The sequence below is a fragment of the Pseudomonas sp. PA-5-4B genome (genome assembly GCF_021606215.1).
In the GTDB taxonomy this organism is placed as follows: Bacteria; Pseudomonadota; Gammaproteobacteria; order Pseudomonadales; family Pseudomonadaceae; genus Aquipseudomonas; species Aquipseudomonas edaphica.
Window position 1 is genome coordinate 399,539 of record NZ_WKDB01000001.1, and the last position, 21,818, is coordinate 421,356.

The window sequence follows — 21,818 nt, forward strand, 5'->3', positions numbered from 1 at the left end:
GTCGGCGGGCGAGGAGGTGCTAGGATACTGATCCGGTTTGGACAGGGCCACTGTGGCAGTCATCTTGTCCCGGTTTCAGTCGTAGGAATGTAGGAATTGGCGCTGGATTTCCCCGACGATCTTCTACTTTTCGCCGATTTTGTCGCTTCAGTCCTTTATTGAAACGATTTGTTGAGGCCTTTATTTACGCCTTACAAAATGTTGCGCATGAACAAGCGAGCGTTAAAGCAGTCTGTTCTGCATCGAATTTATTTACCGAGGCGCCCTGGCGCATCGCTACTTTGAGATAGCCGTCCTCCATGTTTGGTTCCAACGACGACAAGAAGAGTCCAGCTGCGGCTGGCGAGAAAAAAGGCCTGTTCGGATGGCTGCGCAAAAAGCCGCAGGAAACCGTCGTCGAACAGCCACAGGTTCAGCCTGAGCCGATTCCAGAGCCTGTATTAGAAGCCGAACCGGTCGCTGAAACCCCGGCGCCGGTGGTGTTGCCGATGGCTGAGCCCGTATTGCAGCCAGCGGCACAGGTTGAGCCAGAGCCAGAGCACAAGTCGTGGCTGGAACTGCCGGTGGCCGAAGAGCCTGTGGCGCTGGTTGAAGACGTGCAGGCTGAGCACGTGACGCCGCCGATTCCGGTCGTGGTTGAGCCGGTGGCGGTTGTGGTCGAAGCGCCGCCAGTGATCGAAACGCCTGCGCCGGTGGTTGTGGAGCCAGCGCCGGCACCTGTGGTGGTTGCCGCCCCCGCCATTATCGAGCCGCCGGCCGCCCCGGAGCCCGTTGTTGCTCCCGCTGAAACCAGCAAAACCGGCCTCTTCGCCCGCCTCAAGCAAGGCCTGAGCAAAACCAGCGCCAGTATCGGCGAAGGCATGGCCAGCCTGTTCCTGGGCAAGAAGGTTATTGATGACGAGCTGCTGGAAGACATCGAAACCCGTCTGTTGACCGCCGACGTGGGCGTCGAAGCCACTGCCGTGATCATCCAGAGCCTGACCCAGAAGGTTGCGCGCAAGCAGTTGACCGACGCCGATGCGCTCTACAAATCCCTTCAGGCCGAACTGGCTGCGATGCTCAAGCCGGTGGAAGCGCCGCTGGTGATCACGCCGAACAAGCCGTTCGTGATCCTGGTCGTCGGCGTCAACGGCGCCGGCAAAACCACCACCATCGGCAAGTTGGCCAAGAAGCTGCAGTCGGAAGGCAAGAAAGTCATGCTCGCCGCCGGTGACACCTTCCGCGCCGCTGCCGTGGAGCAGTTGCAGGTCTGGGGTGAGCGCAACAAGATCCCGGTCATCGCCCAGCACACCGGCGCCGATTCCGCCTCGGTGATTTTCGATGCCGTGCAGGCTGCCAAGGCCCGTAACATCGATGTGTTGATCGCTGATACCGCCGGTCGCCTGCACACCAAAGACAACCTGATGGAAGAGCTGAAGAAAGTGCGCCGCGTAATTGGCAAGCTCGACGCCGACGCCCCGCACGAAGTGCTGCTGGTGCTCGACGCCGGCACTGGCCAGAACGCCATCAGCCAGGCCAAACAATTCAACCAGACGGTGCAACTGACTGGCCTGGCATTGACTAAGCTCGACGGCACGGCCAAGGGTGGTGTGATCTTCGCCCTGGCCAAACAGTTCGGGTTGCCGATTCGTTATATCGGTGTCGGTGAAGGTATCGACGACCTGCGCACCTTTGAAGCCGAACCCTTTGTACAGGCACTTTTCGCCGAGCGGGAGCGTTCATGATTCGATTCGAACAGGTCGGTAAACGCTACGCCAACGGGCATGTGGGCTTGCATGAGCTGAGCTTTCGAGTGCGGCGTGGCGAGTTTCTATTTGTAACCGGCCATTCGGGTGCCGGTAAAAGTACGCTGTTGCGGCTGTTGCTGGCGATGGAGCGCCCGACCACCGGCAAGCTGCTGCTGGCCGGCCAGGATCTGGCCACCATCAGCAATGCACAGATCCCGTTCCTGCGCCGCCAGATCGGCGTGGTGTTCCAGAACCACCAGTTGCTGTTCGATCGTACGGTGTTCAACAACATTGCTTTGCCGCTGCAGATTCTCGGCTTGTCCAAGGCTGAAATCGTCAAGCGTGTGGATTCGGCCCTGGAGCGCGTGGCACTGTCGGACAAGACCGACCTGTACCCGGGCGACCTGTCCACCGGCCAGCAACAGCGCGTCGGCATTGCCCGCGCCATCGTCCACCGCCCGGCCTTGCTGCTGGCGGACGAACCTACCGGTAACCTCGACCCGCGCCTGGCGGCTGAGATCATGGGCGTGTTCGAAGACATCAACCGCCTGGGCACCAGCGTATTGATCGCCAGTCACGACCTGGCACTGATCGCCCGTATGCGCCATCGCATGCTGACCTTGCAACGCGGCCGCCTGATCGGCGACGGGGAGGCTGGCGTATGAGTGCGACTCGCAGCCCCAAGGTTTCCGAGCGTGTGGCGCCAAAAGCCGCCGACCCGCAACCGCCGAAGAAAAAACGCGACGAAGATGATGGCCCGGATTTCGCCACGCTGCTGCGCGCCTGGATCGAAAGCCATCGCGCCAGCTTGGTTGACAGCCTGCGCCGCCTGGGCAAACAGCCGATCGGCAGCTTTTTCACCTGCCTGGTAATGGCTGTGGCACTGAGCCTGCCGATGGGGTTGTCGCTGCTGCTTAATAATGTGGAGCGCCTGGGCGGTTCCTGGCAGCGCGCGGCGCAGATTTCGCTGTACCTGGACCTCGACACCAGCGCCAAAGATGGCGAGAGCCTGCGCGACGACATCAAGAACCTGCCGGGTGTGGCGGATGCCGAATACATCAGCCGCGATCAGGCCCTTGAAGAGTTCCAGCAGCAATCAGGCCTGGGTGAGGCGCTTAAAGAGCTGCCGCAGAACCCGCTGCCGGGCGTGGTGCTGGTGACGCCGAACGAAGTCGACAAGCCAGCGCTTGAGGCCCTGCGACAAAAACTCGCAGAGATGCCCAAGGTACAACAGGCACAACTTGATCTAGTCTGGGTAGAGCGTCTGGCGGCCATTCTCAAGCTGGGCGACCGCTTTGTGTTCGGTCTCACGGTGTTGTTGGTGTCTGCATTACTTTTGGTGATAGGTAATACCATTCGTCTTCATATTGAAAACCGCCGCACCGAGATAGAAGTGATTAAACTGGTCGGCGGCACAGACAGCTATGTGCGTAGGCCTTTTCTGTACATGGGCGCGCTTTATGGCTTCGGTGCCGGGATTTTGTCCTGGGGCGTTTTGGCTTTTGGCTTGAACTGGCTCAACGACGCGGTAGTAGGGCTGGCCGGGTTGTACGGCAGCGATTTTGCCCTGGCCGGCGTGCCGGTCGCCGACGGTCTGAGTCTCTTGCTTGGTGCCGTCTTGTTGGGGTATATCGGTGCCTGGATTGCGGTCGCTCGTCATTTACGTGAGCTGGCACCGAAGTAGTTAATGTCAGATTAATGTGGTTTCGTTTGTATTGACCGTATTGGTGGTTTAGGGAACTTGTCCTACGGTTCCCGGTCAATTTTCGCAGTGCTGAACTGCACGAGTTATGTGAGTCGGAGGTTTTTTCGTATGACCACTTCTTTGCAACCTGCTTATGCTCTGGTCCCGGGTGCGAACCTGGAGGCCTATGTGCACACGGTCAACAGCATTCCATTGCTGACGCCCGAGCAGGAGCGTGAACTGGCCGAGAGTCTCTACTATGAGCAGGATTTGGGGGCGGCTCGGCAGATGGTGCTCGCCCACCTGCGTTTTGTCGTACATATCGCCCGTAGCTATAGCGGCTACGGGTTGGCCCAGGCTGACCTGATCCAGGAAGGCAACGTCGGCCTGATGAAGGCTGTAAAGCGCTTCAACCCTGAGATGGGCGTGCGCCTGGTATCGTTTGCCGTGCACTGGATCAAGGCGGAAATCCACGAGTTCATCCTGCGCAACTGGCGCATCGTGAAAGTCGCGACCACCAAGGCCCAGCGCAAGCTGTTCTTCAACCTGCGCAGCCAGAAAAAACGCCTGGCGTGGCTGAACAACGAGGAAGTCCACCGCGTGGCCGAAAGCCTCGGCGTGGAGCCGCGTGAAGTGCGCGAGATGGAAAGTCGCCTGACCGGCCATGATATGGCCTTCGACCCGGCCGCTGAAGCGGACGACGACAGCGCCTTCCAATCGCCGGCCAACTACCTGGAAGACCACCGGTACGACCCGGCGCGTCAACTGGAAGACGCCGACTGGAGCGACAACTCCAACCAGAACCTGCACGAAGCGCTGGAAGTGCTGGACGACCGTAGCCGTGACATCCTCTATCAGCGCTGGCTGGCTGAAGAAAAAGCCACGCTGCACGACCTGGCACAGAAGTACAACGTGTCGGCCGAGCGGATTCGTCAGCTTGAGAAAAGCGCGATGAACAAGCTGAAGTTGTCGATCGCCGCTTAAAACGCTGCGATAAGACAAAAAAATGCCCCGATCGAAAGATTGGGGCATTTTTGTTTGCAGTCGAAAATCTCAAGCTCAACTCGGTCCACTGTGGGAGCTGGCTTGCCTGCGATGAGGCAGTATCTGCTAACACATGGGTAGTTTGACCCACCGCTATCGCAGGCAAGCCAGCTCCCACATGGGTAGTGCAGTGTGTCAATCGGACCAGGGGGCTTTGCGGGAGTTATTCAATTCCACCAAGTAACCATCCCCACCCAACTGGCTCATCTGCTGCCGAATCCATGCCGCTCGCCTTGCCACATAGGCTGTTGGATGGCTGGCACTCCACACTCGAGGGTTGGGCAAAACCGCCGCCAGATAGCTGGCCTGCTGACGGGAAAGCGCTTTGGCACTCACGCCAAAGTGATGCCGCGCGGCGGCCTCTGCGCCAAACACGCCTTCATCCCACTCCACGCTATTGAGGTACACCTCAAGAATCCGCTGCTTGGGCCACAACACTTCGATCAGTGCGGTAAACCAGGCTTCCAGGCCTTTGCGCAGATAACTGCGACCGGTCCACAAAAACAGGTTCTTTGACACTTGCTGGCTCAGAGTGCTGGCGCCGCGAATCGAACCGCCGCGCTCGTTGTGCAGCAGCGCCGCCTGGATCGCGCCGAAGTCAAAACCCCAATGCTGCGGGAAACGCTGGTCTTCACCCGCCATTACCGCCACTTTCAGTTCGTCGGATATCTCATCCCACGGCACCCAGGTGCGCTGCACATCGATCGGCTCGCCGTCGATCCAGGATTCGATCTTGCGCTCCACCATCAACGCGGTGAACGGCGGCGGCACCACACGAAACAGCAGCACCAGCAGCACACTGCCGATGGCAAACCATTTAATGACTTTAAGAAAGCGCTTGAAGAGGAGACGCAGCATAGAGATGGCTTGGCCGAACCCGTTGAGCGGGCCATTATACAGACCCTGCCCCTCGAGTCTGACTGGAGTTCCTCATGCTGCGTAGCTTTCTGATGCTGGCTGCCTTTTTCGGCTTTACCGGCGTCGCCCTGGGCGCCTTTGCCGCCCACGGCCTGAAAAACCGCCTGAGCGCCGAGTACCTGGCGATCTTCCATACGGGCGTCACCTACCAGTTGGTGCACGCCCTGGCGCTGTTCGGCGTAGCGTTGCTGGCCGCGCATATTCCTGGCCGATTGGTCAGCTGGGCGGGCATCTCCTTTACCGTCGGCATCCTGCTGTTCTCGGGCAGTCTGTATGCGCTGACCCTGACCGGCATCAGCAAGCTCGGCATCATCACGCCGTTTGGTGGTCTGGCCTTCTTGCTCGGCTGGTTCTTCCTCGGTTTGACTGCGTGGCGTCTACAGGTAGCCTGACCAAGGGACTTGGGTCAGCCACGCTGATCGGGCTAGAATGCTGGCCCCTAAAAACGATGGCGGCCCGTGGCATGCGCATTCAGTTGAACGGCGAATCCTTTGAACTGCCCGACGGTGAAACCGTTGCGGCCCTGCTGACCCGTCTGGACCTGACCGGACGCCGAGTCGCAGTGGAGCTCAACCTGGATATCGTCCCGCGTAGCCAGCATGCCGAAACCGCGCTCACCGAAGGTGATCAGGTCGAAGTGGTCCACGCCATCGGCGGCGGCTAGCCGCCCGGCGCTCAAGGGCGTCAACCCGCATTCTGCAGAACCTCACCCCAATTCGAGGATTTCCCATGAGCATCGTTCGTAGCGACAAGCCCTTCGTCCTGGCCGGTCGTACCTACCAGTCCCGCCTGCTGGTTGGCACCGGCAAGTACCGCGACATGGAAGAAACCCGTCTGGCCATCGAAGCCTCGGGTGCCGAGATCGTGACGTTTGCCGTGCGCCGCACCAACCTCGGCCAGATCGAAGGCGAACCGAACCTGCTCGAAGTGTTGTCGCCGGATCGCTACACCTTCCTGCCGAACACTGCCGGTTGCTACGATGCCATCGAAGCCGTGCGCACCTGCCGCCTGGCCCGTGAGCTGCTTGACGGCCACAACCTGGTGAAACTGGAAGTGCTGGCCGATCAGAAAACCCTGTTCCCCAACGTGATCGAAACCCTCAAGGCCGCCGAAACCCTGGTCAAGGAAGGCTTCGACGTGATGGTCTACACCAGTGATGACCCGATCATCGCTCGCCAATTGGCCGAAATCGGCTGCATCGCCGTGATGCCGCTGGCCGGCCTGATTGGTTCTGGCCTGGGCATCTGCAACCCGTACAACCTGCAAATCATCCTCGAAGAAGCCAGGATTCCGGTGCTGGTGGACGCGGGCGTGGGCACTGCCTCCGACGCTACCATCGCCATGGAGCTGGGTTGCGACGCGGTGCTGATGAACTCGGCCATCGCCCATGCCCAGCAGCCGGTCATGATGGCCCAAGCCATGCAACACGCAATCGTCGCGGGCCGCTTGGCCTACCTCGCCGGTCGCATGCCGAAAAAACTGTACGCCAGCGCCTCCTCGCCGCTGGATGGTCTGATCAAGTAAGAGCCATTGATGACTGAATCAAACGAAACGCCGAACACCGTGGAAGAAGGCGACGAGTCCAAGCACCGCCGCATCAAGAGTTTTGTGATGCGCGCCGGCCGCATGACCGAAGGCCAGCAAAAGGGCCTGGAGCAAGGTACGCCGCTGTTCGTGTTGCCATTGGCCGACGCGCCGGTGGACTACGACCAGGTGTTCGGCCGTTCGGCCCCGCGTTCCCTGGAAATCGGTTTCGGCATGGGCCACTCCCTGCTGGAAATGGCCGCGGCCGCGCCGGACCAGGACTTTATCGGGGTGGAAGTGCACCGCCCAGGTGTCGGCGCGCTGCTTAACGGCGTACTGACCCAAGGCCTGACCAACCTGCGAGTCTACGACTGCGACGCGATTGAAGTACTCAACCGCTGCATCGCCGACAACAGCCTCGACCGCCTGATGCTGTTCTTCCCGGACCCATGGCACAAATCGCGTCACCACAAACGCCGTATCGTCCAGGCTTCCTTCGCGGAGCTGGTGCGCAGCAAGCTGAAAGTGGGTGGCATTCTGCACATGGCCACAGACTGGGAGCCGTATGCCGAATACATGCTGGAAGTGATGGACGTAGCGCCTGGCTACCGCAACCTGGCCGAAGACGGCAAATGCGTGCCGCGCCCGGCCGAGCGCCCGATCACCAAGTTCGAACGCCGCGGCGAGCGACTGGGGCATGGGGTTTGGGATTTGAAGTTCGAGAAGGTTGACTGACAAGCCAATAGCCGGCTTGGAGTGCAATCAACTGTGGGAGCTGGCTTGCCTGCGATAGCATCACCTCAGTATCACAGATACACCGAGGTGCCTGCATCGCAGGCAAGCCAGCTCCCACAGTTGTTTTGTGTTGGGCTTTGGAATCAGCGGCGGTCGGCGACTACGCCAATCAACACCAGCACCACCACCAACACTGGCGCCAAACTGTAGTTATTAAACTGGCTCAGCCCCCGCACAATCCAAGGCGTGGCATACAGCAAGGCTGCGCCGCTGCCGATCATGCATACCAGCGCCATCAACGGTACGCGCAATGCTCCGGCGATGCTGCCCAAGCGGCCTTCGATCCAGCCTTTGATATCCGCGCCAAACAACACCAGCAAACAACCGACAAGGGCCAGGGAGATTTCCGACAGGTTGCTACGGCTCCAGCGGGACACGGTGGCGAGCAGGTCGAGTACCAAATCCATGTGATTTCCTTAGAGCGTCAGCTCAAAAACTTCTGCAACAGGTCATTGAGAAAGAGTTGCCCACGGTCGGTGGCCGCCAGGCGTGACGGTTCGACCTGCATTAAGCCACTTTGTTCTGCCTCCTGGCGGCCTTCGTCGAGGCTGGCCAGGTCGAGGCCGGTGCGTTCGGCGTACAGCTTGGATTCAACGCCTTCGGTGAGGCGCAAAGCGTTCATCAGGAACTCGAACGGCAGCTCCTCATTGGTCAGTTCTTTCGCCCCGGCCTGGAAACTTTTTGCCGGGTTGAGGTAGTCCTTTGGCGCCCGGGTTTTCCAGGTGCGCACGATGCGCCCGTCCGGATGGCTGAGCTTGCCGTGGGCGCCCGCGCCGATGCCGATAAAGTCGCCGAAGCTCCAGTAATTCAGGTTGTGCCGTGCCGGGCGGCCCGGTTGGGCATAGGCCGACACTTCATATTGCGCGTAACCGTGTTCGGCCAGCAGTGCCTGGCCAGCTTCCTGAATATCCCACAGCGTGTCGTCTTCCGGCAGCGCGGGCGGCTGGTTCCAAAATACGGTGTTGGGTTCCAGCGTCAGCTGATACCAGGACAAGTGCGTTGGCTTCAATGCGATGGCCTGGCGCAAGTCGCTCAGGGCATCGTCCAGTGACTGATCGGGCAAGCCGTGCATCAGGTCCAGGTTGAAGTTATCGAACCCGGCCTGGCGTGCCATGCCGGCGGCGCGCACAGCTTCATCGCCGTTATGGATGCGGCCCAGCGCCTCAAGCTTTTGCTGCTGGAAGCTCTGGATGCCGATGGACAGGCGATTGATCCCCAACTTGCGGTACGCCACGAACTTCTCTTGCTCGAAGGTGCCAGGGTTGGCTTCCAGGGTGATTTCGATGTCGTTGGCAAACGGGATACGGGCTTGCACGCCTTTGAGCAGGCGCCCCAGCGCGGCGGCGCTGAACAGGCTGGGCGTGCCGCCACCGAAGAAAATCGAGCTTAGTTCACGGCCGTAAACCGCATGCAGGTCTTGATCAAGGTCGGCCAGCAATGCGTCTACGTACTCTTCTTCCGGCAGCACTTTGCTGGCGGTGTGGGAGTTGAAGTCGCAATACGGGCATTTGCGCACGCACCACGGGATGTGGATGTACAGCGCCAGGGGCGGCAGCACCGGCAATGCCGCCCGAGGCGTTTGCGCGCCGCCGTGGATCAGCGGTTGCGCAGAGGTGTTTTGGGTCATTTCAGGCTCAGGCGTTGGCGCAGCAAATCCATTGCGCGGGCGCGGTGGCTGATCTGGTTCTTGTCGGCCGGGCTCAGTTCGGCGCTGGAGACATTGCGCTCCGGCACCCAGAACAGCGGGTCATAGCCAAAGCCATGCTCGCCACTGGCGGCATGCAGGATGCGCCCGTGCCACAGGCCTTCGCACAGAATCGGTAAGGGGTCATCAGCGTGGCGAACCAGCGCCAGCACGCAGACAAACTGTGCGCCGCGCATCGCGTCCGGCACGTCCTTGAGGGCGTCCAGCAGTTTGGCGTTGTTGGCCGCGTCGCCTTTGCCATCGGCATACCGCGCCGAGTAGATGCCCGGTGCGCCGCCGAGGAAGTCCACGGCCAGGCCCGAGTCATCCGCCAGCGCCGGCAGGCCGGAGATGCGTGCGGCATTGCGGGCCTTGAGGATGGCGTTTTCGACAAACGACAGGCCGGTCTCTTCCGGTTCGACCTGGCTGAACTCGCCGATCGAGCGCAGCTGCACGGAGTCGCCGAGCATGGCCTGGAGTTCTTTGAGTTTGCCGGCGTTATGGCTGGCGAGTACGAGCTGTGTCAGGTTCATTTGGTGCCCGGAAAAAGTTCTTGGACGAAGCTGAAGCCGTGGGCCTTGCCACCGGTTTCAACGTTGATGGTAAACGTCCGGTATTCCTGCTGTGTGACCGAGTAGGGCGCCAGGTACGAGATGCCGCCCTTTTCAGTAATCTGCTTGAACGTCAGCACTTCGCTCTTGCCGCTCAAGTCCTTGATCGTGCCGGTCACCTGCGCGGCCACTGGCGTCACGCCCTTGATCACCGACACATTGATCAGGCCCTTCTCGTTGCTGCGCACGATACCGGCTGCCTGGGCGGTTTCCGGTTGCAGGAAACTCGAGGTGAAGGTGTTGTAGTGCACAGTGATATCGCCAAATTCTTTCTGGCGGTTACCGTCGACGGCGTCTGCTGCCACGGCGCTGGCGCCCAGGAAAGCGGTCAATAGAAAAACAGCCAAACGACTCATGATCGTGCCTCTTGATAATGATTAGACGGCAATCTTGTGGTCGGTCAGGCCAGGGCTGCTGACCCGGTAGATACCAATTTCGCCCAACAGATTAGGCCATAGCTTACTCGCCCACCCATGGCGGTGCTGTTGATCGACGGCAAGGCGGTTGATCACCTTGGCTTCACGCTCGCCGCACAGGGCTTCGAAGTCTTCAAACGTACAGAAGTGGATGTTCGGCGTGTTGTACCAGGTGTATGGCAGGAAGTCCGAGACCGGCATGCGGCCCTTGGTCGCCAGGTACCAGCGGCAGCGCCAGTGGCCGAAGTTGGGGAAGGTAATGATGCACTGACGGCCCACGCGCAGCATCTCGTCGAGGATGCGGTCCGGGTAATGCACCGCTTGCAGGGCCTGGGTCATCACCACGATATCGAAACTGTTGCTGGCAAAGTTGCCCAGGCCCTTGTCCAGGTCCTGCTCGATCACGTTGATGCCCTTGGCCACGCACTGGGCGATGTTGTCCGGGTCGTTTTCCAGGCCATACCCGGTGACTTGCTTGTTGTCGCGCAGCCAGCTGAGCAGTTCGCCATCACCGCAGCCCAGGTCGAGCACGCGGCTGCCGGCGGGGATCCAGTCTTGGATGATTTCCAGGTCGGCTCTCATGGCGTTCTCACAAAGTAATGCGGTTCATGTAGTTGCTGAAAGCCTGCAGGTAGCGTGGGATCGGAATCAGGAAGGCGTCATGGCCTTGCGGAGCATCGATCTCGAGGTAGCAGACGTCTTTGCGTGCGGCCATCAAGGCGTCCACCAGTTCACGCGAACGCGCTGGCGAGAAGCGCCAATCGGTGGTGAATGACATCACGCAGAACTTGGCCGTGGCGTGCTCGAAGGTTTTCGCCAGGTCGTCGTCGTGGTTGGCGGCCGGGTCGAAGTAGTCCAGCGCCTTGGTCATCAGCAAGTAAGTGTTGGCGTCGAAGCGCCCCGAGAACTCCTCGCCCTGGTAACGCAGGTAGCTTTCGACCTGGAACTCGACACTGTGGAAGTCGTAGTTGAGCTTTTCGCTCTTGAGCCCACGGCCGAATTTTTCGCCCATGGAGTCATCGGACAGGTAGGTGATATGCCCGACCATCCGCGCCAGCATCAAGCCGCGCTTGGGGATCACACCGGCTTCCTGGAACGAACCGCCGTGGAACTCGGGGTCGGTGAGGATGGCCTGGCGTGCCACTTCGTTGAACGCGATGTTCTGCGCCGACAGTTTTGGGGCCGAGGCGATGGCCAGGCAATGGCGCACGCGATCCGGATAAGAGATGGTCCATTGCAGCGCCTGCATGCCGCCCAGGCTGCCGCCGATCACGGCGGCCCATTGGTTGATGCCCAGCAAGTCGGCAAGGCGCGCCTGGCTGTGCACCCAGTCTTCCACGGTCAGCACCGGGAAGTCGGCGCCGAACGGCTTGCCGGTTTCCGGGTTGAGGCTGCTCGGGCCGGTGGAACCATTGCAGCCGCCGAGGTTGTTCAGGCTGACCACAAAGAATTTGTTGGTGTCGATGGGCTTGCCGGGGCCGATGCAGCTGTCCCACCAGCCGGGCTTGCGCTCGTCGGCACTGTGAAAGCCAGCGGCGTGATGATGGCCGGACAGGGCGTGGCAGATCAGCACGGCGTTGCTCGCGGTGGCGTTCAACTGGCCGTAGGTTTCATAGATCAGGTCGTAGGCAGGCAGCGAACGACCGCAGGCCAGGGCCAGCGGTTCGCTGAAGTGCGCCACTTGGGGCACGACCAGTCCAACAGAATCGGGGGGGAAGGCAGCTGGCATCGACCCTGCTCTCGTTTAAATGAGGCGTAAGTCTAAAGAGCGGTGACCCCAGCGGCAAGCAAAGGCCTGCACCAGTACGCAGATACAGATATCAGCACTGGCTTGTGTGGGAGCTGGCTTGCCTGCGATTGCATCACCAAGGTGAGACTGACACACCGAGGAGCCTGCATCGCAGGCAAGCCAGCTCCCACCTATCAGATCAGGCCGAACAGCTCTTTAGGCATGAACGCATAGTAGGCCAAGCGCGGAATCACCCAGCTTTGCAGCAGCTGGATCGCGATAAACGCGAAGATTGGCGAGATATCCAGGCCGCCCAGGTTCGGGATCAGGCGACGGAACGGTGCCAACACCGGTTCGGTGATCTGGGCTACCAACTCAGCACCCGGGCTGCGGCTGCCGGGTGCGACCCACGACAGAATCACGCTGATGATCATCGACCAGAAAATGATCTTCAAAAACAGCGAGAAGATTCCGATCAAGCCCCATGGCAACAGCAGCACGGTGAACGCCTGGTAGCCGTTGAGCATCAGGATCACTACAAACAACAGGATTTGCAGCAGCAGTGCCAGCACCAGCGAGGACATGTCCAGGCCGAACATGCTCGGCACTACCCGGCGCAGTGGCTTGAGCAGCGGTTGGGTGGCCTTGACCACGAATTGGCACAGCGGGTTGTAGAAGTTCGCCCGCACCAGTTGCAGGATAAAACGCATCAGCACGATCAGCAGGTACAGGCTGCCCAAGGTCTGGATGATGAAAATGGCAGCGTCATTGATTCCGAGCATGTTTGATTACCTTGGTAAGGGATGACTATTTGCCCAGTTGCTCAGCCATCTCGGCTGAACGGTGTGCTGCGGCACCCAGTGCTTTTTCCACCAGGGCTTCAAAGCCCCCGGCCTGGAAGGATTCGATGGCGGCCTGCGTGGTACCGCCTGGCGAGGTCACGCGACGGCGCAACTCGGCAGCGTCTACATCACTGTCGACCGCCATGTTCGCGGCGCCCAAAGCAGTTTGCTCGGCCAGTTGCTCGGCGACTTCATGGGGCAGGCCGAGTTTGACGCCGGCGGCGGTCATGGCTTCGATCAGCAGGAAGAAGTAAGCCGGGCCGCTGCCGGACACGGCGGTGACCGCGTCCAACTGCTGCTCCTGTTCCAGCCACACGGCCAGGCCCACGGCAGACAGCAGTTCCTGAGCCTGGTCGCGCTGCTCGGCAGTCACCTCGGAGGTGGCGTACAAGCCGCTGACGCCCTTGCGCAGCAGTGCCGGAGTGTTGGGCATGCAGCGCACGATCGGCTGGGCACCGAGCCAGGTGTTCATGCTGGCGCAGGTGATGCCGGCGGCGATCGACACCACCAGTTGGTGCGGTTGCAGGCTCGGGCGCAGGCTTTCGCACACGGCCTTCATGGCTTGCGGTTTTACCGCCAGCACGATCACGTCGACGCCCTGGATGGCCTCGGCGTTATCGGCAAAGGTTTCGATACCGTGCTCGGCGCTGACGCGGGTGCGGGTCTCGGCGCCGGGGTCGCTGGCGCGGATCTGCGTGGTTTCCAGGCCCTTGGCCCGCAGGCCGCCGATCAGGCTGGCCGCCATGTTGCCGGCGCCGATAAAGGCTATACGCGTGTTGCTCATGACAGGTCCTTACTTAGAGGGATGTCAGCCATTTTACGGCTGGCCGTAGTCGCGGGCGCCAAACAGGGCGGTACCGATCCGCACCCAGGTGGCCCCTTGGGCGATGGCCGACTCAAGGTCGTGGCTCATGCCCATGGAAAGTGTGTCCAGCGGCAGGTCCAGGCTGGCTTGCAGGTCCTTTACCGCAGCGAAGGCTGCATCTTGTGCAGCGCGATCTTCAGTCGGCTCGGGGATCGTCATCAAGCCACGCAGCTTCAAACGCGGCAGGGCGCTGATTGCAGCGGCCAGGGCCGGCAGGTCGGCGGGTGTACAGCCGGACTTGCTGGCTTCGCCACTCACGTTGACCTGAATGCAGATATTCAGCGGCGGCAGGTCAGTCGGGCGTTGTTCAGACAGGCGTTGCGCGATTTTCAGGCGGTCCACGGAATGCACCCAGGCGAAGTGCTCGGCGATCGCACGAGTCTTGTTCGATTGAATGGGGCCGATGAAGTGCCAACTCAAGGGCAGGTCGGTTAATTCAGCCTGTTTGCCCAAGGCTTCTTGCAGGTAGTTCTCGCCAAAATCTCTCATCCCGGCGGCATAGGCTTCGCGCACGGCCTGGGCCGGTTTGGTCTTGCTCACGGCCAGCAGGTGGATGCTGCTTTCGTCACGTTGCACGGCGTGGGCCGCGGCGCGGATGCGCTGGCTAACCTGGCCAATGTTGTCTGCTATCGTCGACATTCAAGATGCACCCGTGGATATGGAGTCCGCGGCATTCTACTGGAAATGGAAAGCCCTATGGATATCACTGAACTGCTGACGGCCAGCGTGCGCCGTGGCGCCTCCGACCTGCATTTATCGGCTGGCCTGGCGCCAATGCTGCGTGTCGATGGCGAAATCTGGCCATTGGAGGGGCCGGTGCTTTCGCCTACGCAAGTTGCGGACTTATTAAGCCCTTTGCTCAACCAGCACCAACAAAAGGATTTCGAAACATCTCTTGAAACGGATTTTGCGTTCGCGCTGCCGGGCCTGGCGCGGTTCCGCGCAAATGTGTTCCGCCAGGATCGCGGCATGGGCGCAGTGTTCCGCACTATCCCGACCGAAGTGCAAAGCCTGGAAGACCTCGGATTAGGCGAGGTCTTCCGCCGTATCGCGCAGTTGCCGCGCGGCCTGGTACTGGTGACTGGGGCAACCGGCTCCGGCAAGTCGACGACCCTGGCGGCGATGATTGACCACCTCAACCAGCACCGGCGCCAGCACATCCTCACACTGGAAGACCCGATCGAATTTATCCACAGGCCGAAAATGGCCCTGATCAACCAGCGCCAGGTACACCGCGACACTCATAGTTTTTCGGCGGCGCTGCGCTCGGCCCTGCGTGAAGACCCGGATGTGATTCTGGTGGGCGAGCTGCGTGACCTGGAAACCATCCGCCTGGCACTGACGGCGGCAGAGACCGGGCACTTGGTATTGGGCACGCTGCACACCACCTCAGCGGCAAAGAGCGTGGATCGGCTGGTGGATGTGTTCCCTGCGGGGGAAAAAGCCATGGTGCGCGCCATGCTGTCGGAGTCGTTGCAGGCGGTGGTGTCCCAGGTGCTGGTTAAGAAAATCGGCGGCGGCCGGGTGGCGGCGCACGAGATCATGCTGGGCACGCCAGCTATCCGTAACCTGATCCGCGAGGACAAGGTGGCGCAGATGGTCTCGGCGATTCAAACCGGCGGGGCGTTGGGGATGAAAACGCTGGATATGAGCTTGAAGGCGTTGGTCAGCGCAGGGCTGATCAGCCGGGAGGATGCGCGGGGGCTGGCGCGGGTGCCGACAGATATCTGAACGCCGATGAAATCAGTGTGGGAGCTGGCTTGCCTGCGATGACGGTGTGCCAGTCGACAGAGATGTCGCCTGGCAGTTCGCTATCGCAGGCAAGCCAGCTCCCACATTTTGTAGTGCATTCAGCCTGGGATCAGCGCTGAACAACCCGCAGGTTATTCTGCTCTTTAGGCAGAACACGCTTGGCAATCACGTAGTTCTTGTCCCAGAACGGCTTTTTCAGTGTGTCGATGCTCACCGACTTGCCACGGCGCGGTGCGTGGATAAAGCGGTCGTTGCCCAGGTAGATGGCAACGTGGTTGACCTGGCGGCTCTTGAGTTTGAAGAACAACAGGTCGCCAGGTTTCAAGTCCTTGCGATCAACCTTCAAGCCGTGGCCGGCAGCCATGGCGTTGGAGGTGCGGGGCAAATCCACCGCTTTTACATCATTAAACGCATATTTCACCAAACCGCTGCAGTCGAACCCTTTACTTGGGCTGCTGCCGCCCCAACGATAAGGAGTACCGAGCACGTTAACGGCGCGGCTGAGGACATTGCTGCTTTGTTTGGTGTTGACGGCCAGTTGGGTGTGGATCGCTTTACCGTGGGCCTTGCTCACTTGAGTCGGGCGGTTGACGGTCAGCTTTACCGACTTGGCAGTGCTGGGTGTGCTGTGAACTTTAGGGGTGAAACCGTTAACGTTAGGAAGACGTTGCTCACGATTGGTGGCGTGGGCGGCCAGTGGCATTAATAGGCAAATGGTTAGCCATGTCTTGAAAAATGGTCGCATTAGGCGTGGCTCTTTTAGGTTTGCGCGCAACTTTATAACAGCTTTTTGTGTCGTTCTCAGGCCGTTTGTCGACTGAACTCTGGGGTCAAACTCAGGAAAAACGCGACGAATTGCCGCTATTGTCCTACAGAAGTCAGGTGGCATAAGGCTTTGCGGGAGGGAAGATACCATTTGCCGTGCGTCGGGCGCCCGTAAAAAAGTCACAAAGAAAATGAAAAAATTTATCTATCGAGGCAAAAGAGGTACTCCATGAACACCTATCGACAGGATGTTACGCAGCAAGACACCCACAGCAAGGTGATCGGTTACCTGCTTTGGATTTTTGGTTTTACCGGGGCACATCGCTTCTATTACGGCAAACCCGTGACCGGGACGATCTGGTTTTTCACCTTCGGCCTGTTCGGTATCGGTTGGCTGATCGACTTGTTCCTGATCCCGGCCATGGACCGTGAAGCAGACCTGCGTTTTACCGCTGGCCCGATCGAATACAACGTGGCCTGGATTCTGTTGGCGTTCCTGGGTGTATTCGGTTTGCACCGCATGTACCAGGGCAAATGGATCACCGGCCTGATCTACCTGCTGACCGGCGGTTTGTTCCTGATCGGGGTGCTGTATGACTTCTGGACGTTGAATACGCAGATTTCGATCCGCAATGCCGAGCGCAACAACGGCCGATAAGTCTCTCAAGCCTATTAGAGAGCCCAATGTGGGAGCGGGCTTGCTCGCGAAAGCGGTGGATCAGTCAGCATATTTGCCGGCTGACACACCGTATTCGCGAGCAAGCCCGCTCCCACATGTACTTTGGCCACTCCAGACTGGGGTCAGGCCTGGTAGGTAATCCGCCCATCCACCAAGGTGTAGCGCACCGTCGCCGGCAGGCTATGGCCGATGAACGGGCAGTTCTCGCCCTTGGACAGCCAGTGTTCCCCAGCAACCGTGGAGCTGGCCGGGTCAAACAACACCAGATCCGCCGCCGAACCCACCGTCAACTTGCCCGCCGGCAGGCGCAATGCCTCGGCCGGGCCAGCGCTCAGGCGCGCCAGCAGCGTCGGCAAGTCCAGCAAGCCGTCTTCCACCAGCGTCATCGCCAGTGGCAACAACAGCTCTACGCTGCTGATGCCCGGCTCTGTTGCGCCAAACGGTGCCAGCTTGGCATCCCGTTCGTGGGGCTGGTGATGGCTGGAAATCGCCGAAACCACACCCGACTTCACCGCCGCCCGCAAACCTTCACGGTCGGCCAGCGTGCGCAGCGGCGGCTGCACGTGATACAGGCTGGAGAAGTCGATCAGCGCCTCATCGGTCAAAATCAGCTGATACAACGCCACATCCGCCGTCACCGGCAGGCCACGTGCCTGGGCCTGAGCGATCAAGGCCACACCGCGTGCGCTGGTGAGCTGACTGAAGTGCGCGCGCACGCCGCTTTGTTCCACCAACAACAGGTCACGGGCCAGGGCCACGGTCTCGGCAGTTTCCGGAATGCCCGGCAGGCCGAGGAAGCTGGCCACGGCGCCTTCATGAGCCAGGCCACCTTCGGCCAGGTCGCGGTCCTGGGAGTGGAAGATCACGGTCAGATCGAACGTGGCCGCATATTCCAGCGCACGGCACAGCGTGCGGGTGCTGCGAAAACTCTCCAGGCCATTGCCGAACGCCACGCAACCGGCGTCACGCAGGGCGATCAGCTCGGCAAGTTGTTCGCCTTCCAGGCCTTTGCTCAACGCGCCGATGGGGAACACTTTGCAATTACCGGCTTCACGGGCGCGGTCGAGGATCAGCTCGGTCACCGCCGAAGTGTCCAGGATCGGCTTGGTGTGCGGCGGGCAGCACAGGCTGGTGACGCCACCGGCCGCAGCGGCACGGGTTTCGCTGGCGATGCTGCCTTTGCGGCTGTAACCCGGCTCGCGCAGGGCGACGTTCAGGTCCACCAGGCCAGGCGCGGCCACCAGGCCGTTGGCATCGATACTCTGGCTGGCGCTGAAGCCTGCGGGCGCGGCGCCAATGGCGATGAGCTTGCCGGCTTCCAGGTGAAGGTCGGTGACTTGATCCAGGCCGCTGGCTGGATCGATAACGCGAGCGCCAAGAATGCTGAGCTTCACTGGGCGTTCTCCTGCTCGAATTGACGTTGCGCGGTTTGCCCGCTCATGGCCATGGACAACACGGCCATGCGGATGGCGATGCCATAAGTCACCTGGTTGAGGATCACCGACTGCGGGCCATCGGCCACTGCCGATTCAATCTCCACGCCACGGTTGATCGGGCCTGGGTGCATCACGATGGCATCCGGCTTGGCGCCGGCCAAACGCGCGGTAGTCAGCCCGAACAGGCGGTAGAACTCGCCTTCGCTCGGCAGCAGGCCACCGGACATGCGCTCACGTTGCAGGCGCAGCATGATCACCACGTCCACATCCTTGAGGCCTTCGGTCATGTCGGTGTAGACCTTCACGCCGTATTGCTCGATGCCGATCGGCAGCAGGGTTTTCGGCGCGATCACGCGAATGTCCGGGCAGCCGAGGGTTTTCAGGGCCAGCATGTTCGAGCGCGCCACCCGCGAGTGCAGGATGTCGCCGACGATGGCCACCGAGAGGTTTTCAAAGCTGCCCTTGTGCCGACGAATAGTGAGCATGTCCAGCATGCCCTGGGTCGGGTGGGCGTGGCGGCCGTCGCCGCCGTTGATGATTGCCACCTGCGGGCACACATGTTCGGCGATGAAATGCGCGGCGCCGGAGTCGCCGTGGCGTACCACGAACATGTCGGCGGCCATGGCTTCCAGGTTGCGCAGGGTGTCGAGCAGGGTTTCGCCCTTGCTCGCCGACGAGGTGGACACGTTCAGTGTGATCACGTCGGCCGACAGCCGCTGGGCCGCCAGTTCAAAGGTGGTGCGGGTGCGCGTGGAGTTCTCGAAGAACACATTGCAGATGGTTTTGCCACGCAGCAGCGGGACTTTCTTCACCGCCCGGCCACCGACTTCGAGGAACGAGTCGGCGGTGTCGAGGATTTCGGTGAGCAGTTCGCGGGGCAAACCGTCGAGGGACAAGAAGTGTTGCAACTGGCCCTGAGCATTGAGCTGCAGCGGGCGCTTGGCATCTAGAGGCGTCATCGCGGGGACTCTGTACAAGGCGGTTTAAAGGGCAAGGTCTTGCAGTTCGAGTTCGAGCGGCGTGGGACCGGACAATTTTACCCGTTGATGGGCTTGCAGCGACAGCGTTGCGCCAACCACGTCCGGGCTGATCGGCAATTCGCCGGCGTCCAGGTCCAGCAGGCATACGAGGGTCACACTGGCCGGGCGGCCGTAGTCGAACAGCTCGTTAAGGGCGGCGCGGATGGTGCGGCCGCTCATCAGCACGTCGTCGATCAGCACCAGATGCTGGCCTTCGACCTCAAACGGCAGTGCCGAGGGCTGCACTTGCGGGTGCAGGCCATTCTGGCTGAAGTCGTCGCGGTAAAAGGACACGTCCAGGGTGCCCAGCGGCGAATCGCTGCCCAGCTCTTCCAGTAGCGCCTGGGCCACCCACACACCACCAGTGCGGATGCCGATAAAACGCGGCTCGCTGATGGCGCGGTGTTCCAAGTGGGCCTTAAGGCGAATCGCCATCTGGCTGATCAGTTCGGCGGGATTGGGCAGGCTCATGGTGGCTCCTTCAAGGCCTTGCGCGGCGTGGGCGCAGCAAGGTCCGGACTCAAACGTAAAAAGACGCGGCAAGCCGCGTCAGTCAGGATTCAAATAAAGCGGTGTTTTCATCCAGCCAGCCCTGCAGCAACAGGGCGGCGGCAATGGCGTCCACGGGGTTGTCGCGGTAGCTGCCTTTTTGCCCGCCACGGTCGCGGCGTTCACCCTTGGCTTCAAAGGTGGTCAGGCGTTCATCGTGGGTATAGAAGGGCAGGTTGTAGCGGCCATTGAGGCGGCGGGCGAATTTTTCCGCGCGCAGGCACATGTCGCTGGGGGTGCCGTCCATGTTCAACGGCAGGCCGACCACGACGGCGTCGGGCTTCCACTCTTTAATGAGGGCTTCGACCTGGTTCCAGTCCGGCACGCCGTTCTGGGCTTTCAAGGTACACAGCTCGCGGGCCTGGCCGGTAATCACCTGGCCGACCGCTACGCCGATCTGTTTGGTGCCGTAGTCAAAACCGAGGATCAAGCGCAAAGCCATCAGGCGTGCCCCGCCTGGCTGGTCAGCAGGCTGAGGTTGACCCGAAGCTTGGCGGCAGCTGCTTCCAGGCGCAGCTCACTGGCGGTGTTGAACAGGATGTCGGCGTCAAACGGGCAGGTCAGCCAGGCATTGCTGGCCAGTTCGGCTTCCAGTTGCCCGGCTTCCCAACCGGCATAGCCGAGGGTGATCACGCTTTGCTCGGGGCCGACGCCGTCGGCGATGGCAAACAACACGTCCTGGGAGGTCGACAGTGACACGCCTTCAAGGTCTACCGTGGCCTGAAACTTCGGCCCGGTGGGGTGCAGCACAAAGCCACGATCGGTCTGCACCGGCCCGCCGATGTAGATCGGCACGCCCTGGCAACGCGCCGGTGGGTCGATCTCGGGGCGCAGTTGCTCAAGGATATCGGCCAGGTTCAGCTCTTGCGGGCGGTTGACCACCAACCCCATTGCACCATTGGCCGTGTGCTCGACGATGTAGGTCAAGGTCTGCGCAAAGTTCGGGTCGGCCATATGGGGCATGGCGATCAGGAATTGGTGCTTGAGGTAGGTCGGGCTGACATTTTTCATGCCCACTAGTGTGGCGTTGGAGGGGCGAACTGACAAGCTGGAGTTAGTGATCACTCCGCGTCGCGCTCTTAAAAGTGGACGCGGAGCGTCCTGAGATGCATTCCCACGCAGAGCGTGGGAACGATCCTTATCCTTGTACTTCGTACCTGTGGCGAGGGGGAACGATCCTCAGTTGCTCGACAGCCGATCGCCCCTGGCGAACTTCCAGGTGCGGATGATTTCCAGGCGGTCGATGTCGTTCAAGTCACCGGTAAACGGCGCGAAAGGCGCAGCCAGGCGCACGATGCGCTGGGCGGCCTGGTCCAGCAGTGGCTGGCCGGACGACTCCAGCACCTGCACTTCATATAAGGAACCGTCGCGGTTGATCGACACCAGAAGACGCAAATTGCCGTAAATCTGCTGACGCCGCGCTTCATCCGGGTAGTTGAGGTTACCGATGCGCTCGACCTTCTTGCGCCACTCGTCCTTATACCAGGCGCCTTTGTCGCGCATGGTTGACGCGGCATTCAGGCGGTAGATGCGCGGGCGCTTGGCATACAGCTGTTGCTCATTGGCCAGTTCCGCTTCGAGGCTGGAGATCTGGTCAGAGAGCTGCGAACTGTCGAACGTCGGCGCAGGCTTCACCGGCTCAGGCGTAGGTTCGGTCTTGGCTTTCTCGCGCTGGGTCGCAGCTTTTTGCGGTTTGGGCGCAACGGTGGTCACGGCGGCCTTGGGCGCGGCCTGCTTGACCTCGGGCTTGGGGGCGGGTGGGGGCGTGACTTTATTGAC

At 60.8% G+C, this 21,818-nt stretch carries 27 protein-coding genes; 10 read left to right on the top strand and 17 right to left on the bottom strand.

Features of this window, described 5'->3' with window-relative positions; translation table 11 throughout:
• The first annotated feature begins 299 nt into the window (after positions 1-299).
• The 4 genes from ftsY to rpoH all read left to right on the top strand — a co-directional run bounded on the left by ftsY (position 300) and on the right by rpoH (position 4,395).
• Positions 300-1,724, top strand: a complete 1,425-nt coding sequence (gene ftsY, locus GIW28_RS01835) for a signal recognition particle-docking protein FtsY (RefSeq protein ID WP_236490376.1) — start codon at positions 300-302, stop codon at positions 1,722-1,724.
• On the top strand, positions 1,721-2,392 hold the full coding sequence (ftsE, locus tag GIW28_RS01840) for a cell division ATP-binding protein FtsE (protein WP_003213784.1): 672 nt from the start codon (positions 1,721-1,723) through the stop codon (positions 2,390-2,392). The genes ftsY and ftsE overlap by 4 nt, the downstream gene beginning before the upstream one ends.
• On the top strand, positions 2,389-3,411 hold the full coding sequence (ftsX, locus tag GIW28_RS01845) for a permease-like cell division protein FtsX (protein WP_138813455.1): 1,023 nt from the start codon (positions 2,389-2,391) through the stop codon (positions 3,409-3,411). The genes ftsE and ftsX overlap by 4 nt, the downstream gene beginning before the upstream one ends.
• Before the next feature lie 129 nt (positions 3,412-3,540).
• Positions 3,541-4,395 (top strand): RNA polymerase sigma factor RpoH, encoded by an 855-nt coding sequence (gene rpoH / locus GIW28_RS01850; protein ID WP_017139465.1) that lies wholly within the window; start codon positions 3,541-3,543, stop codon positions 4,393-4,395.
• Positions 4,396-4,590: 195 nt separating this feature from the next.
• Here rpoH and mtgA read toward each other — a convergent pair whose 3' ends face one another.
• A complete protein-coding gene (gene mtgA / locus GIW28_RS01855) occupies positions 4,591-5,313 on the bottom strand; it encodes a monofunctional biosynthetic peptidoglycan transglycosylase (protein WP_099550332.1) in 723 nt (240 codons plus the stop codon).
• Between the two features lie 74 nt (positions 5,314-5,387).
• Between mtgA and GIW28_RS01860 the strand changes: the two genes are divergently transcribed.
• The 4 genes from GIW28_RS01860 to trmB all read left to right on the top strand — a co-directional run bounded on the left by GIW28_RS01860 (position 5,388) and on the right by trmB (position 7,632).
• Complete coding sequence (locus GIW28_RS01860; protein ID WP_056857688.1) at positions 5,388-5,765, top strand: DUF423 domain-containing protein; 378 nt, start codon at positions 5,388-5,390, stop codon at positions 5,763-5,765.
• 71 nt (positions 5,766-5,836) lie between these two features.
• On the top strand, positions 5,837-6,037 hold the full coding sequence (gene thiS / locus GIW28_RS01865) for a sulfur carrier protein ThiS (RefSeq protein ID WP_032865944.1): 201 nt from the start codon (positions 5,837-5,839) through the stop codon (positions 6,035-6,037).
• Positions 6,038-6,102: 65 nt separating this feature from the next.
• On the top strand, positions 6,103-6,897 hold the full coding sequence (locus GIW28_RS01870) for a thiazole synthase (protein WP_017139461.1): 795 nt from the start codon (positions 6,103-6,105) through the stop codon (positions 6,895-6,897).
• Between the two features lie 9 nt (positions 6,898-6,906).
• On the top strand, positions 6,907-7,632 hold the full coding sequence (gene trmB, locus GIW28_RS01875; RefSeq protein ID WP_017139460.1) for a tRNA (guanosine(46)-N7)-methyltransferase TrmB: 726 nt from the start codon (positions 6,907-6,909) through the stop codon (positions 7,630-7,632).
• A gap of 143 nt (positions 7,633-7,775) precedes the next feature.
• Here the strand turns inward: trmB and GIW28_RS01880 are convergent, their stop codons facing one another.
• The 9 genes from GIW28_RS01880 to GIW28_RS01920 form a co-directional block, all read right to left on the bottom strand.
• On the bottom strand, positions 7,776-8,099 hold the full coding sequence (locus GIW28_RS01880) for a DUF3392 domain-containing protein (RefSeq protein ID WP_017139459.1): 324 nt from the start codon (positions 8,097-8,099) through the stop codon (positions 7,776-7,778).
• A gap of 17 nt (positions 8,100-8,116) precedes the next feature.
• Complete coding sequence (gene hemW, locus GIW28_RS01885; protein WP_017139458.1) at positions 8,117-9,319, bottom strand: radical SAM family heme chaperone HemW; 1,203 nt, start codon at positions 9,317-9,319, stop codon at positions 8,117-8,119.
• Complete coding sequence (gene rdgB, locus GIW28_RS01890; RefSeq protein WP_017139457.1) at positions 9,316-9,909, bottom strand: RdgB/HAM1 family non-canonical purine NTP pyrophosphatase; 594 nt, start codon at positions 9,907-9,909, stop codon at positions 9,316-9,318. The genes hemW and rdgB overlap by 4 nt, the downstream gene beginning before the upstream one ends.
• Entirely contained in the window at positions 9,906-10,343 is a 438-nt protein-coding gene (locus GIW28_RS01895; RefSeq protein WP_017139456.1) for a DUF4426 domain-containing protein, read from the bottom strand. Before GIW28_RS01895 ends, rdgB begins: the two co-directional genes overlap by 4 nt.
• A gap of 21 nt (positions 10,344-10,364) precedes the next feature.
• Positions 10,365-10,985 carry a methionine biosynthesis protein MetW gene (gene metW / locus GIW28_RS01900; RefSeq protein ID WP_016972957.1) on the bottom strand — a complete coding sequence of 207 codons (621 nt, stop codon included), beginning with the start codon at positions 10,983-10,985 and terminating at the stop codon, positions 10,365-10,367.
• A gap of 7 nt (positions 10,986-10,992) precedes the next feature.
• Positions 10,993-12,132, bottom strand: coding sequence for a homoserine O-succinyltransferase MetX (gene metX, locus GIW28_RS01905; RefSeq protein WP_138450794.1), 1,140 nt, complete (start codon positions 12,130-12,132; stop codon positions 10,993-10,995).
• A gap of 194 nt (positions 12,133-12,326) precedes the next feature.
• Positions 12,327-12,914 carry a YggT family protein gene (locus GIW28_RS01910; protein WP_017139454.1) on the bottom strand — a complete coding sequence of 196 codons (588 nt, stop codon included), beginning with the start codon at positions 12,912-12,914 and terminating at the stop codon, positions 12,327-12,329.
• Positions 12,915-12,939: 25 nt separating this feature from the next.
• Positions 12,940-13,758 carry a pyrroline-5-carboxylate reductase gene (gene proC / locus GIW28_RS01915; protein WP_017139453.1) on the bottom strand — a complete coding sequence of 273 codons (819 nt, stop codon included), beginning with the start codon at positions 13,756-13,758 and terminating at the stop codon, positions 12,940-12,942.
• A 33-nt stretch (positions 13,759-13,791) separates the two neighbouring features.
• On the bottom strand, positions 13,792-14,478 hold the full coding sequence (locus GIW28_RS01920; RefSeq protein ID WP_236447361.1) for a YggS family pyridoxal phosphate-dependent enzyme: 687 nt from the start codon (positions 14,476-14,478) through the stop codon (positions 13,792-13,794).
• A 57-nt stretch (positions 14,479-14,535) separates the two neighbouring features.
• Between GIW28_RS01920 and GIW28_RS01925 the strand changes: the two genes are divergently transcribed.
• Complete coding sequence (locus tag GIW28_RS01925; protein ID WP_138454277.1) at positions 14,536-15,570, top strand: type IV pilus twitching motility protein PilT; 1,035 nt, start codon at positions 14,536-14,538, stop codon at positions 15,568-15,570.
• A 130-nt stretch (positions 15,571-15,700) separates the two neighbouring features.
• Here GIW28_RS01925 and GIW28_RS01930 read toward each other — a convergent pair whose 3' ends face one another.
• On the bottom strand, positions 15,701-16,336 hold the full coding sequence (locus tag GIW28_RS01930; protein ID WP_017139450.1) for a C40 family peptidase: 636 nt from the start codon (positions 16,334-16,336) through the stop codon (positions 15,701-15,703).
• A 249-nt stretch (positions 16,337-16,585) separates the two neighbouring features.
• Between GIW28_RS01930 and GIW28_RS01935 the strand changes: the two genes are divergently transcribed.
• On the top strand, positions 16,586-17,014 hold the full coding sequence (locus GIW28_RS01935) for an NINE protein (protein ID WP_176991626.1): 429 nt from the start codon (positions 16,586-16,588) through the stop codon (positions 17,012-17,014).
• 143 nt (positions 17,015-17,157) lie between these two features.
• Here GIW28_RS01935 and GIW28_RS01940 read toward each other — a convergent pair whose 3' ends face one another.
• The 6 genes from GIW28_RS01940 to GIW28_RS01965 form a co-directional block, all read right to left on the bottom strand.
• Positions 17,158-18,429 (bottom strand): dihydroorotase, encoded by a 1,272-nt coding sequence (locus GIW28_RS01940; RefSeq protein ID WP_236447362.1) that lies wholly within the window; start codon positions 18,427-18,429, stop codon positions 17,158-17,160.
• The gene (locus GIW28_RS01945) at positions 18,426-19,430 is read right to left on the bottom strand and encodes an aspartate carbamoyltransferase catalytic subunit (RefSeq protein ID WP_056857699.1); all 1,005 of its coding nucleotides are present in this window, start codon (positions 19,428-19,430) and stop codon (positions 18,426-18,428) included. The genes GIW28_RS01940 and GIW28_RS01945 overlap by 4 nt, the downstream gene beginning before the upstream one ends.
• Positions 19,431-19,454: 24 nt before the next feature.
• Positions 19,455-19,961: a bifunctional pyr operon transcriptional regulator/uracil phosphoribosyltransferase PyrR gene (gene pyrR / locus GIW28_RS01950; RefSeq protein ID WP_017139446.1), complete on the bottom strand. Its 507-nt coding sequence runs from the start codon at positions 19,959-19,961 to the stop codon at positions 19,455-19,457.
• A gap of 82 nt (positions 19,962-20,043) precedes the next feature.
• Positions 20,044-20,481, bottom strand: a complete 438-nt coding sequence (gene ruvX / locus GIW28_RS01955; protein WP_003195067.1) for a Holliday junction resolvase RuvX — start codon at positions 20,479-20,481, stop codon at positions 20,044-20,046.
• Positions 20,481-21,050, bottom strand: coding sequence for a YqgE/AlgH family protein (locus tag GIW28_RS01960; protein WP_017139445.1), 570 nt, complete (start codon positions 21,048-21,050; stop codon positions 20,481-20,483). The genes ruvX and GIW28_RS01960 overlap by 1 nt, the downstream gene beginning before the upstream one ends.
• Positions 21,051-21,218: 168 nt before the next feature.
• Positions 21,219-21,818 (bottom strand): energy transducer TonB (locus GIW28_RS01965; RefSeq protein WP_236490377.1); only part of this gene is annotated, 600 nt, incomplete at its 5' end.